An 11,057-nucleotide genomic window follows, 5' to 3' on the forward strand; every position below is an offset into this window, starting at 1 on the left:
CGATTGTTCATTGTTGTAGATTTTTCTTGCGATGCGTTCAACGTTCTCCTTGGCATAGTGGTAAAGGGTCTCCACGTTGATGCGCCCGTCCTGGCTTGTCCCTGCTTCTTCCTTCAATCCCTTTAAAACAAAATAGGTGAACAATCCATGCCCCTTTTCCAAATAAGTTGTGAATTAGAGGAATTAGAGGAATTAGAGGGACGTTCTCAACTTTTAAAGTTTTATTGAATAGCCATTGGTTTTCGCAAGCCTTTCTCCACGCGACACGGAGTTGCTCACGGCAGTAATCGAAATGTTTAACCGCCGGGCCAGCGAAGTCATGCTGAGGTGAAGCTCACGAACCGCCCAGAAACAGAGCAGGCTTCTGGCGTTGACTAATTTCCGATTCTTTCCCGCCGACCAGACTTCTTCGATCTCCATGTCGAACATGTCAGCAACCTGTCGCGCGACCCCGTCAAGGTCAAGACCATTCGATTTGGCCTGATATTTTCGGATCATGGTCTCTTCTGCCTGTTCCAACACTTTCTCTACGAAACCACTGTCTCCTAAAATCCGCTCATCGCCTTTCATTAAAGCACGTTCTCTACGACGCGCCTTTACCCCGGACCATCCACCCAAACTTCGAACTAGTCCTCCGCCAACAAGATCCGGTCTTCTACCCAGTTCTATACCTTTTTCAACAAACTGCCGATATAGTCGCCTGGCCTGTGACATATGGTTTCCAAACATTCGTAAAACGTAAGGCATATCCTGCCAGTCATTTTTCTGCTTTCCCATCAATGTACTATGCCCGCTGAAAGCGTATCGATCCAATTGCATCATATCTGAAACGATTTTCGCCCGAAGGGGGTTTAAATGAATGTACCGAACCAGTTCCAGTAGATAGGAATCTTCCTGGCATAAAATGGACTTATAGCGATTCTGAAAAAGATGTCCCCAGCGGTCGTGACGTCGGTTGTAGCTGACCACATAACCGGTCAGCAGTCTTCGCATCAGTTCAGCGACAGGCGTATTGCCCGTTCGAAGCAAGAGGTGGGCATGGTTATCGAGCAATGCCCAGGCAAAACAGCCGGTATTTGCCTTTTTTATCAGATCACCCAGACGGCCAAGAAAATTGGAGCGATCCTCTTCGTCTTTAAAAATCCGCTCTCGATTGATCCCCCTGACGATAATATGATGAAGAGCACCTGGCGCATCGATTCTGGTTTTACGTGGCATAGATTCTAAATATCAAATGAAAATACTGATAGCAAGTTTAAATGTTGAGAACGTCCCCATTTTTTACCCATTTTTTATACATTTTTACGTTTATGTCGTTCACTTTAAAACAACTTCATTTGTTCTGAAGCACTTTCTTTAATTGAATGTAAAATTTTTTCTGATAGTAAGTCCGGGTCGGTGCTGTGCTCTATTTCCTCCTGCCAGTTTTTGCAGAACGCTTCCTGGGGCGCATCGCTGTACGTAACCCTGAACGCATCCTTATCGATCCGTTCCATATCGACAAGTTCATTCAAAATCAGCTCCTGCTCCTGGGCGGTCATGACCGGAAAACCGTACCATTTGTTTTTGTATTTCAATGTTCCTTTTTCTTTTATGCGCCGAACCACAAACGCCACATGCTTCAGCAGCCGGTTGTGAATATATTGGTTGGAGAATGACACCGTTTCTTTCATCTGTTCCCGGATGGTTTCCCCCAAAGACGCATCGATTTCATAGCCCAGGCTGTTTCTACCTGCTGCCATGGCCGCCAGCAAGGTGGTGCCGGTTCCGGCAAAGGGATCAAGTATGGTGTCGCCCTTCACGGAATACATGTTGACCAACCGGTAGGCCACTTCAAAGGGATAGGCTGCGCTGCGCTGCCGGGCCTCCCGGTTATTCATTCTCTGGCCGGCCCCTTTGATATCAAACCAAATATCGGAAAAAAAGGTGTTGCGCTCCTCCCAGAAGACGGCGCTTTGGCGTCGGTTCTTTTTTTCAGCCTCACTATCAAACGCGCGCTTGGGCCCTTTTCTGACGATCAGAATATACTCATGTTCAAGGGTCACATAAGCCCCGGCCGGCAACATGCCCGAGCCCATGAATTTGTTGGGGGCGTTGGTCTGTTTGCGCCAGAGGATGTCCGGAAGGGCCGTAAATCCCAGAGACAATAATTTTTGGAGTATCCTGACGTGGTTGGGATAGAGGACAAAGTTCTCATTCAGGGTGCGGACAGCGTCGCCGATGTTGATGCAGGCGAACCCGCCTGTTTTCAGTACCCGGTAAACCTCCGTCCAAACCGGGTCCAGCACCTGATGCATCCGTTCAAAAGCTTCGCTGCCGTCCCCTTTTTTAAGCGCGGCCTTCACTGCCGGGCTTTGCCCGGAAAACAGGCTATCCCACATTTGAATCATGGGATAGGGCGGCGAGGTCACCATGAGGTCGACGCTTTCCGAAGAGACCGCCTTCATTTTCTTGGCGTCGGAAAACAGAATGCGATGGGTTGTATTCATATGTGGCCGTAACTTCCAGAATTTTGCAAGGTAAAGGGATTATTTTAAGTTCTACTTCCAATCCGTTGAGTAAAGAGGCCCAGGATTCGAGGGTTCAAGGGTTCCCGGTTCGGAAACGCTCCACGTTTTGCCTGAACGATAGGATGCTTTGATGCTATAATGTTAGGGGTTTTAATTTTTAGCTTCCCGGCATCCCAGCCTCCCAGCTTAATAGCTGAGTTTCATCTCACTTGAATCCCGAAATCATTGAATCCTATAGGATCACTATTTTTTTAAGGTAATCATTATTTTAAAGTAATCACCGCCGCAAACCGGCCGGTCTCGCCTTCCCCGCGGTAGGAAAAATATTGATCGGTATTACATTTTGTGCATGCATTGCAGAGGCGGATGTTTTCAGCCTTAACCCCGGCTTCGCAGAGCTGGTCGCGGCTGATCGCCCAGAAATCAAAATGCACCTCGCCCACCCGGTATTTCCAAAATGCCTCGGGAATTTCTTTTTGATAATGGATAAATTCGCCGCAGCATGGTCCCAACGAAGGGCCGACACCGGCATGGATATCCTGCGGATTGCAGTTGAACTTTTCCTTCATGGTATCGATGGTCTTGGCGATAATATTATAGATGCTGCCGCGCCAGCCTGAATGCACGTTCGCGATCACATGCCGCACCGGGTCCGCCATCATTACCGCCTGGCAGTCGGCCACCTTGATCACCAGCGACTTGCCGCGGATGTCCGTGACCAGGGCATCCCCCTCAAGGGTCGGTTTCTTATCGATCTCCACATCGGACGTATCGCCTTTTTTCAAAGCGAGCACCTTGACGCCGTGAACCTGGTTGGTAAAGATCAATTCGCAGCCGTTGCTGCAACTTAGGATCCTGCGCCGGTTCTCCTGAACATTTTCACTGCTGTCCCCCACCCCCATGCTGACGTTCAGGCTGCTGAACGGTGCCGGGCTGCAGCCGCCCTGCCGGGTGAATATGCCGTGCCAGACGCCCTCAATGGCCGCCAGATTAGAGAATTGCAGATGCGAAAGTCCATTTTGTTTCTTTATGATCATCAATATTTCCGGATAATATCTTCAATAATCTGCGAAGTGGACACATCCGGAACCACCGGCACCCGCACCACCCGGCCGCCGCCGGCCTTAACCACATCGGCGCCCACGATCTGCTCCTCGGCCCAGTCCGCCCCCTTTACCAAGACATCGGGCGCTACAGCCGCAATGAGCGTGTGCGGATCCGGTTCGTCAAACAGGATGACATAATCCACAAAGCCGACGCTGGCCAGCACCTCGGCCCGCTGCTGTTCGCCGATCACCGGCCGTTTTTCGCCCTTGATAATATGAACGGATCTGTCCGAGTTTAAACCGATCACCAGGATATCCCCTTCTGCTTTGGCGCTCTGGAGGTAACGGACATGACCGATGTGCAAAATGTCGAAGCATCCGTTGGTAAACACGATCCGTTTTCCGGCCTGCCGCAAGTATTTCAGTTTTTTGAGAAAATCATTGAGTTCAATAACTTTAGATGAAATCTGCATTGGTTTAGTGTCCATTGATTTTGTCAGTTGTCCGTTGAAATGTAATAAAACAATAGATAGCTCTGAACCAGATAACTGGCTTCGCTCCGCTGTAAGTTGCCGAAAATGCTTTAGCGACTGACAATCACCAACAAACAACGGACCTATATTTACATGGTGCGTGCCAGTGTCAGCACATCCACCCACTCGGCCCCGGCCTTGAGCAAAACCCCGGCACATTCGTCCACGGTGGCGCCGGTGGTATACACATCATCCACCAGCAGGATCTTTTTCTGAAAAACCCGGGTTTCGTCGCTGACGCCAATAGCGTTTTTTATATTTTTAAGGCGGGTGCTGCGCCCCAGGCCGGTCTGGGGCTCGGTCCATCTGGTTCTTAGCAGCACCTCCCGGTCGATTGTAACATTCGGTAACGCTACCGATAATGCCGCAGCAATGCGAGGCCAGTCCCGTATCAGCAGAAATGCCTGATTAAAGCCTCTTTCCCTGAACCTTCGGGTATGCAGCGGTACCGGCGTCACCATGTCCGGCAGGTCTTCATCCCAGTAGGTCAGCAACGCCGCCAACAACAGGATCCCCAGCGGGCGCGCCAACTGCACCTTGCCTTTGTACTTGAAACGATGGATGCCTTCCATCAGGGCCTGATCATAGACCCCGAACGCACGGGCCTTCCTGAACCGTTTGGGTTTTTCCAGGCATTCGCCGCAGTGGTGATCATCCCCCTCGCGGCTCTGGAACATCAGGCCGCATTGGGTACACAGGGGAGACCCCACCGGTCTAAAATTATCGGAACAGGCCGGACAGACGAACGGGGCCAGCGCCCATTTGAAAATTGCATGTTTAGACCCGAGCAGCGTTGATTTATCTCTAAGAAACCGTCCGGGTTGGTCGATAGGACCCGCTGCCCCATGAAAAAAAAGGCCGCATGATAGACATTTACAGGGGAAAAGAGCCGCTTTTACGGCGTTAAGAATCTGCGGCAGCCAAGCCCCGGCCATAAGGACTCTTCCCATAAATATTTTCCGATTTTACCGTCTTGCCGGCAACCACCGGTTGATTTCATTTCTAGCGGAAAACTTTCTATCCAAGTAAATATCCGACCCCAGAGAGGCAGGCGTTGGTCTATGCCCAGAGGGCACGATTTACGCAAAAGCCATCGGCAAAATTCGAAATCCGAATATCGAAATACGAAACCAAATTCACGAGGTCAGATAAGTCTATTGTTTGGATCATTTGAATTTTGGTCATTAATTATTGTTTCGGATTTCGTGCTTCGGACTTACACAGCGTCCGTTGGCGATAGGCCTCATACATCACCACTGCCCCGGCCACCGATGCATTCAGCGATGCCACCTGGCCGGCCTGGGGGATCGAGACCCTAAAATCACAGTTTTGTTTGACCAGCGGGCGGATCCCTTTTTCTTCGCCCCCGATGATAATGGCGATGGAATCCGTTAAGTCGCTACTGAAAAGAGATTGGTCCGCGTCCCGGTCCATTCCCACAATCCAGACCCCCTGTCTCTTCAAATCCTTGATGGCATTAACCATATTGGTAACCCTGGCAAGCAGGACATGCTCGAGCGCCCCTGAGGAAGCCTTGGACACAGCCGGTGACGGCGGGGCCGAACGGTCTTTGGGCATGATGATGCCGTCAATCCCCACAGAATCAGCCGTACGTACCAGGGCGCCGAAATTATGCGGATCGAGAATAGTATCCAGCAGCAGGATAAAAGGGCGCCCTCCCCTTTCAGCGGATTTATTCAGAATAGTATCCATTTCCACCAGCGGGTAAGGACCGACGCCGGCGCCGATACCCTGGTGCATTTCGCTTCTGGTGATTGCGCCAAGCTGGGCAGCCGTCTTTTTTTTTACGGGTATTCCTTTGGATTCCGCCATCGCAGCAGTCTGCAGAACGCGGCCGGAACTCTTTTCTCCGGCAAGGTAGATTTCAACAAAATCCCTGCGCCCGGCCTTAAGCGCCTCGGTTACGGGATGGATTCCGTAAAGAATTTCCATCTTATCGCAAACCCCGTTCTGTCCGGTATTTCCGGATGAGCGTTTTTAATTCTTTTTGTGCTTCGTCCAGACGGTCATTCAGGATGACATGCCGATATAGATCCCGTTGGGCCATTTCCGCTTCGGCGTTCTTCAGCCGCCGGGCAATTTCCTCCCGGCCATCGGTGCCCCTTGATTCCAAACGGCGCCGGAGGGTTTCCATGTCCGGCGGCATGATAAAAATGGTAATGCATTCCGGATAACGCGCCAGGATCTGGACGGCGCCCTGCACGTCGATATCGAGCAGGATGTCCCGGCCAGCGGATAAGCCCGCATCTATTACATCTGCCGAGGTACCGTAAATATTGCCGTGAACTTCCGCCCACTCCGCCCAGCGGCCCTGTCGGATCCGCTCCTTAAAATCTTTCGCTGAAATAAAATGGTAATCGACCCCTTCCCTTTCCCCGCTTCGAGGTTTTCGGGTGGTGTAGGATACCGAGTACAGCAGATCCGGAAAATCCGACCGCACGGACTTGCAGAGTGTTGTTTTGCCCGCACCGGATGGCGCTGAAATCACAAAGAGCAGGCCTTGGCGACGGGTCTGGTCATGGCCGGTGGGGCGTGGAATGCTTGTATACAGCATCATGTCGGATTAAAGCGGTTCCTTCAGCGATGCATAGCGCTGGGATATGGTATCGGACTGGATCGCTGAGAGAACGATGTGATTGCTGTCCATGATGATGATGGATCGGGTCCGGCGCCCATGGGTTGCGTCCACAAGGCGCTTTTCATCTTTGGCTTCATCTTTGAGCCGCTTCATCGGGGCTGAATTCGGTGAAACAATGGCCACAACCCGTTCGGCAACCACCGTGCTGCCGAAACCAATGCTTAGAAGAGTCTGCTCCATAAAACCTCCCTACTCAACATTCTGAACCTGCTCCCTAATTTTTTCAATTTCTGATTTCACATCGACAATGATATGAGATACCTTTTGGTTGCCCGTCTTGGACCCCATGGTATTGAACTCCCGGTTGAACTCCTGCAGCAGAAAGTTGAGCTTGCGGCCGGCCGGGTCCTGGGCCGCCATGATGGTGCGAAACTGCTGGATATGGCTGCGGGCCCTGACAATCTCCTCGGAGATATCGCAGCGGTCAGCCAGAAACGCCGCTTCTTGTGCGATGCGGCCGGGATCTATCTCAATCAGCCCGTTGGTTAAAACGCTTATGCGTTCCTGTAGACGTTCTTTGTAATGGGCGATCAGACCGGATGAGGCCGCTTCGATTTCATTCATACACGTTTCGATAAAGAAAAGCCGTTCTTCAAAATCCTTGAATAGGGCGGCCCCTTCCCGGCTGCGCATGGCATCATGATCGGAAATGGCCGCAGCCAGAGATTCACGGACGACATTCCAGCCGGCATCCAGGTCGATATCGATCTCCTTTGGTCTGATGATGCCGCTGCCGGTTATGAGGTCCAGCGGTATTTCGGATTTCAGCTGCAGCAGGTCACGCAGTTGCATCAGGGCCATATGATAGGCTTTTGCTTTGGCTTCATCGACCTCAAATGCGCAGGCATTATCAATACTCGCCCGGATCTGCACCGTTGCCTCGACCCGCCCCCTTGTAATTTGAGCGGCGATCAGTCCCTTAATCTGCTCTTCCAGAGATTGGTAGTTGTTGGGGATTCGCAGGACTATGTCCAGATGACGACTGTTGTAAGAACGGATTTCAGTATTCACCGTCAGGTCTACGGATGTCTTCTCGGAACTGGCATATGCCGTCATACTTTTTAACATTTTCCCCTCTCTAACAGCTTCTCATCGATTGTCATGCAACACTCAGGTGATATCTTTCAGGTACTTGCTGCGGACCCGCTCCAGAAAATCCAGCATGTTTTTTGCGGCATAATCCGGATACGTCCAAGGCAGCGTCCGGAATCCCCCCCGGGTGTAAATCAGGGTCAAGTCCGCATAGATACCCTTGCCGATACTGATCCGATGCGTAAAGTTTTTGGCGGTGGCCAGGACAAAGCGTTCATGCACCAGATAACCCGGATCGATATTGATCCGGCGACGGTCGTTTTTTAAATATTTCTGCTCAAAATCATTGGTAATGAGTTTAATATCTGCTAAATCATGTTGCTGAATATGATTTTTAAAGGCCAGAACCCGCCGAAAAAGCGGCCCGCCCATTTCAGAACTGTAATAGTCCGTAAAATCAAAGTTAAACCACGGACCAGCCAGATCGATGGGTCCGAAAGAGTTGCCGAGATCGCAGGCCGCCGGTTCCAACAGGCGCTTGTCGTTCATGAAAAGACCGACAACCAGTTTTGCCGGCTTCGGGGTCTGTGGGTTGCTCATATGGGTTCGGGTCGTTTTATATCCGGGAGAGCCTGTGGCCGAACAAACTTCGTCACGCGTCTAACGGTTTGGCCTCATCGATGAGCATAATGGGAATGTCATCCCTTATCTCATACAGAAGTTTACATTTTTCACAAATAAGTCCATCCTGGGTATCATTCAGATGGATGTCGCCTTTACACTTGGGGCAGGCCAGAATATCCAGAAGTTCTTTGCTGATTGGCATGGCTGCGTTCCTTAAATTGTTTATTATTTGTTTTTGATATATCGTGATATTCATAGCAGATAAATCCGCGGGTTGCAAAATAAATGCTTTCTGAACTACCCCGGCGCAAGCAGCGGGGAATTTACCCCAAAAGATTAAAACAGGTTTAACGGTCCATAAAAAAAGGGGATTACATTCAGTGACACGACAGGCAGACCGTCATCATCATCGGCATTGGTAACATCCTGTTATAACAGACTGAAACAACGCTTGTGACGACATGACTATACTTTTTCTGTTTTTTTCCTGACCAGCAGACAGGTTTGGACGGTCTGGACGGCGATTTACATAATGTTCTTGCGGTAGTTGACAATTTTCAATCATTAATTTATTTTGCTATAAATATAATATTGAAATAGCTTTCAATTAGTTTGGACTTTTTTTGATTTTTGGAGATAAGATGCCAAAAAAGTTTTTAGTAATCCGTTGGTCTGGAATGGGTGATGTTGTAATGACTCTTCCGGCTCTTAAATGGTTAAAAGAAAATTTTGATAACTGTCATATATCATATGTAACAGATACTGGTTTTTCTAAAATATTAGAGCATTCAGAGAATGTAGACAAGATTGAGGCCATTGACCGCCGTGGTTTTAAAGAAAAGAATAGATTTTTTTCAGCCTTATTTGGCGCTCTCAAACTCATTTGTCGCTTATATTTTCACCCCCAAAAAGAGTTTGATGTCGTATTTGATTTACAGGGATTTGGAGAAACAGCGATTCTATCATTTCTAACAGGTGCGCCTATCCGCGTTGGAAGAACAAAAGAATCTTTTTTAAGAAAAAAAATTTACAATTCTTTCATCAAAGCTAATTGGGAACTCGAACATAGAACACGATATTTTGTGAGAGCAGTATCAGAAGCCTGCGGTCATTCCGCACCAGAAATAATACCAGCGCCAACGTTTCCCAAGATAGCTACGAACAGGAAAATAAATCGACGGCTTGTTGGTTTTAATATTGGCTCCTCAACAGAATCAAGACGTTGGTCCGAAAGCAACTTCATTGAATTAGCAAAACGAATATCTAAAAGAGGATTTGAAATTCGTTTTTTCTTAGGGCCTCAAGACAAATTTTTAATACCGAAAATCAAAAATGTGTGCGATGAATATAATTGGGATTTATCATATGATGAAGACCTTAATATAATAAACACAATATCTGAGTGCCTAATACTCATATCAAACGATACCGGTCCAGGACATATAGCGGCGGCAATGGGTCTGCCAATCATTACTCTGTTTTCAACAACTGATCCTGATAATGCAAAACCACTCACTGATAAGGCAGTATGGTTTAGAAACGAAAATGATATTAATATGATTACGGTGTCTGAAGTGGAGAAGGGGTTTTTAGAACTTCTTAATTATTAGCATTCTAACTTGTTTATATTAAAATGCAAATTAATATTTCAAATGGAGAGCTTGTAGACAAAGTAAGTATCTTATCAATAAAATTGAAGAAGATTAAATCAAAGGAAAAACTATTTAATGTAAAAAAAGAATTTAATTTATTATATAAAAAAATGATTCTGCTTGGAATTTCAAAAAATTCCCTTTTGTATAAGACATTACTACAAATCAACGAAACTCTTTGGGTAATCGAAGATAAAATTCGGTTAAAGGAATTAAATAAAGAATTCGACGATGAATTTGTACAACTAGCTAGAAGTGTTTACATCGAAAATGATAGGCGGTCAGAAATAAAAAAACAAATCAATTTATCAACTCAATCTGATTTAATTGAAGAAAAAGAATATACACTTTATAATAAGTAAAAAATGAAAAGGTTAACCTATATTTTACAAGAATTATCGGTGGCGAGTTCTAAGGGTTTTGGATAGCTGGAAGGAAAATAAAGGGGCCGGACAGACGGACACGGATAGCGATTAAGGGAATATTATGTGCAAAGTCAGGGTCCGGGATTTGATTTCTACTGACTGTTTCTGCCGTTGGGCAATAGCAGGGCGTTAAAGATGCGCCGATCTTACATGAAAACGGATGGGTTTTAAGTAAACGCAAACGGTTAAGGCGCGCGGGATTCGGTGAAACCGCCCTGCTGGCGTTCCTCAGTGACACCCCCTTCCGGGTGGGCCGGATCAATGATTCACCCCTGCGCCGATGGATTTACACCACCCCCATTCAGGCGGACTGGTCCGCCGAACACCGCTCCCGCTATTTTTTGCGGACGGTCCCCCTGTGTTAGGATAGTTGTCGCATGAGGTAAAACCCGCTATAAGAGGGGGCAGAAGGAGAACTCATGCGATATCCATCAGAACGTAAAGAAGCCGTGCTGCGGAAAATGATGCCGCCGCACAACCGATCCATCAGAAAGTTGTCCCTGGAAGAAGGCATTTCCGAAGCCACTCTTTTCAAATGGCGTAAGGAAGCTCGCGAGAAAGGATTGCTGCTGCCGG

13 protein-coding genes are annotated in these 11,057 nt (G+C 48.2%); 2 read left to right on the forward strand and 11 right to left on the reverse strand.

What is annotated here, in order from left to right; all coding sequences use genetic code 11:
• Positions 1-213 precede the first annotated feature (213 nt).
• The 11 genes from P1P89_20055 to P1P89_20105 all read right to left on the reverse strand — a co-directional run bounded on the left by P1P89_20055 (position 214) and on the right by P1P89_20105 (position 8,606).
• Complete coding sequence (locus tag P1P89_20055) at positions 214-1,218, reverse strand: transposase (protein MDF1593808.1); 1,005 nt, start codon at positions 1,216-1,218, stop codon at positions 214-216.
• A gap of 104 nt (positions 1,219-1,322) precedes the next feature.
• Positions 1,323-2,489, reverse strand: coding sequence for a site-specific DNA-methyltransferase (locus tag P1P89_20060; GenBank protein MDF1593809.1), 1,167 nt, complete (start codon positions 2,487-2,489; stop codon positions 1,323-1,325).
• A gap of 284 nt (positions 2,490-2,773) precedes the next feature.
• Complete coding sequence (pgeF, locus tag P1P89_20065; protein MDF1593810.1) at positions 2,774-3,547, reverse strand: peptidoglycan editing factor PgeF; 774 nt, start codon at positions 3,545-3,547, stop codon at positions 2,774-2,776.
• Positions 3,547-4,044 carry a D-glycero-beta-D-manno-heptose 1-phosphate adenylyltransferase gene (gene rfaE2 / locus P1P89_20070; protein ID MDF1593811.1) on the reverse strand — a complete coding sequence of 166 codons (498 nt, stop codon included), beginning with the start codon at positions 4,042-4,044 and terminating at the stop codon, positions 3,547-3,549. Before rfaE2 ends, pgeF begins: the two co-directional genes overlap by 1 nt.
• A gap of 134 nt (positions 4,045-4,178) precedes the next feature.
• Entirely contained in the window at positions 4,179-5,039 is an 861-nt protein-coding gene (locus tag P1P89_20075; GenBank protein ID MDF1593812.1) for a ComF family protein, read from the reverse strand.
• 238 nt (positions 5,040-5,277) lie between these two features.
• Complete coding sequence (gene rlmB / locus P1P89_20080; protein ID MDF1593813.1) at positions 5,278-6,042, reverse strand: 23S rRNA (guanosine(2251)-2'-O)-methyltransferase RlmB; 765 nt, start codon at positions 6,040-6,042, stop codon at positions 5,278-5,280.
• A gap of 1 nt (position 6,043) precedes the next feature.
• Positions 6,044-6,664, reverse strand: coding sequence for a guanylate kinase (gmk, locus tag P1P89_20085; GenBank protein ID MDF1593814.1), 621 nt, complete (start codon positions 6,662-6,664; stop codon positions 6,044-6,046).
• Positions 6,665-6,673: 9 nt separating this feature from the next.
• Positions 6,674-6,928, reverse strand: coding sequence for a DUF370 domain-containing protein (locus P1P89_20090; protein ID MDF1593815.1), 255 nt, complete (start codon positions 6,926-6,928; stop codon positions 6,674-6,676).
• Positions 6,929-6,937: 9 nt separating this feature from the next.
• A complete protein-coding gene (locus P1P89_20095; protein MDF1593816.1) occupies positions 6,938-7,816 on the reverse strand; it encodes a YicC family protein in 879 nt (292 codons plus the stop codon).
• Between the two features lie 42 nt (positions 7,817-7,858).
• Positions 7,859-8,380, reverse strand: a complete 522-nt coding sequence (locus P1P89_20100) for a DUF4416 family protein (GenBank protein MDF1593817.1) — start codon at positions 8,378-8,380, stop codon at positions 7,859-7,861.
• Positions 8,381-8,432: 52 nt separating this feature from the next.
• Positions 8,433-8,606, reverse strand: coding sequence for a Trm112 family protein (locus P1P89_20105; protein MDF1593818.1), 174 nt, complete (start codon positions 8,604-8,606; stop codon positions 8,433-8,435).
• Positions 8,607-9,045: 439 nt separating this feature from the next.
• On the opposite strand from P1P89_20105, the gene P1P89_20110 reads away from it, so the two are divergent.
• Both P1P89_20110 and P1P89_20115 read left to right on the forward strand, forming a co-directional pair.
• Positions 9,046-10,014 carry a glycosyltransferase family 9 protein gene (locus P1P89_20110; GenBank protein MDF1593819.1) on the forward strand — a complete coding sequence of 323 codons (969 nt, stop codon included), beginning with the start codon at positions 9,046-9,048 and terminating at the stop codon, positions 10,012-10,014.
• 23 nt (positions 10,015-10,037) lie between these two features.
• Positions 10,038-10,418, forward strand: a complete 381-nt coding sequence (locus P1P89_20115; GenBank protein MDF1593820.1) for a DUF6165 family protein — start codon at positions 10,038-10,040, stop codon at positions 10,416-10,418.
• The last annotated feature ends 639 nt before the right edge of the window (positions 10,419-11,057 follow it).

The organism is Desulfobacterales bacterium (genome assembly GCA_029211065.1).
GTDB lineage: Bacteria > Desulfobacterota > Desulfobacteria > Desulfobacterales > JARGFK01 > JARGFK01.

What these genes read in the sequence shown, in the direction of transcription:
- P1P89_20055 (MDF1593808.1), bottom strand. Translation starts at nt 1,218, where the DNA reads ATGCCACGTAAAACCAGAATCGATGCGCCAGGTGCTCTTCATCATATT.
- P1P89_20060 (MDF1593809.1), bottom strand. Translation starts at nt 2,489, where the DNA reads ATGAATACAACCCATCGCATTCTGTTTTCCGACGCCAAGAAAATGAAG.
- pgeF (MDF1593810.1), bottom strand. Translation starts at nt 3,547, where the DNA reads ATGATCATAAAGAAACAAAATGGACTTTCGCATCTGCAATTCTCTAAT.
- rfaE2 (MDF1593811.1), bottom strand. Translation starts at nt 4,044, where the DNA reads ATGGACACTAAACCAATGCAGATTTCATCTAAAGTTATTGAACTCAAT.
- P1P89_20075 (MDF1593812.1), bottom strand. Translation starts at nt 5,039, where the DNA reads ATGGGAAGAGTCCTTATGGCCGGGGCTTGGCTGCCGCAGATTCTTAAC.
- rlmB (MDF1593813.1), bottom strand. Translation starts at nt 6,042, where the DNA reads ATGGAAATTCTTTACGGAATCCATCCCGTAACCGAGGCGCTTAAGGCC.
- gmk (MDF1593814.1), bottom strand. Translation starts at nt 6,664, where the DNA reads ATGCTGTATACAAGCATTCCACGCCCCACCGGCCATGACCAGACCCGT.
- P1P89_20090 (MDF1593815.1), bottom strand. Translation starts at nt 6,928, where the DNA reads ATGGAGCAGACTCTTCTAAGCATTGGTTTCGGCAGCACGGTGGTTGCC.
- P1P89_20095 (MDF1593816.1), bottom strand. Translation starts at nt 7,816, where the DNA reads ATGTTAAAAAGTATGACGGCATATGCCAGTTCCGAGAAGACATCCGTA.
- P1P89_20100 (MDF1593817.1), bottom strand. Translation starts at nt 8,380, where the DNA reads ATGAGCAACCCACAGACCCCGAAGCCGGCAAAACTGGTTGTCGGTCTT.
- P1P89_20105 (MDF1593818.1), bottom strand. Translation starts at nt 8,606, where the DNA reads ATGCCAATCAGCAAAGAACTTCTGGATATTCTGGCCTGCCCCAAGTGT.
- P1P89_20110 (MDF1593819.1), top strand. Translation starts at nt 9,046, where the DNA reads ATGCCAAAAAAGTTTTTAGTAATCCGTTGGTCTGGAATGGGTGATGTT.
- P1P89_20115 (MDF1593820.1), top strand. Translation starts at nt 10,038, where the DNA reads ATGCAAATTAATATTTCAAATGGAGAGCTTGTAGACAAAGTAAGTATC.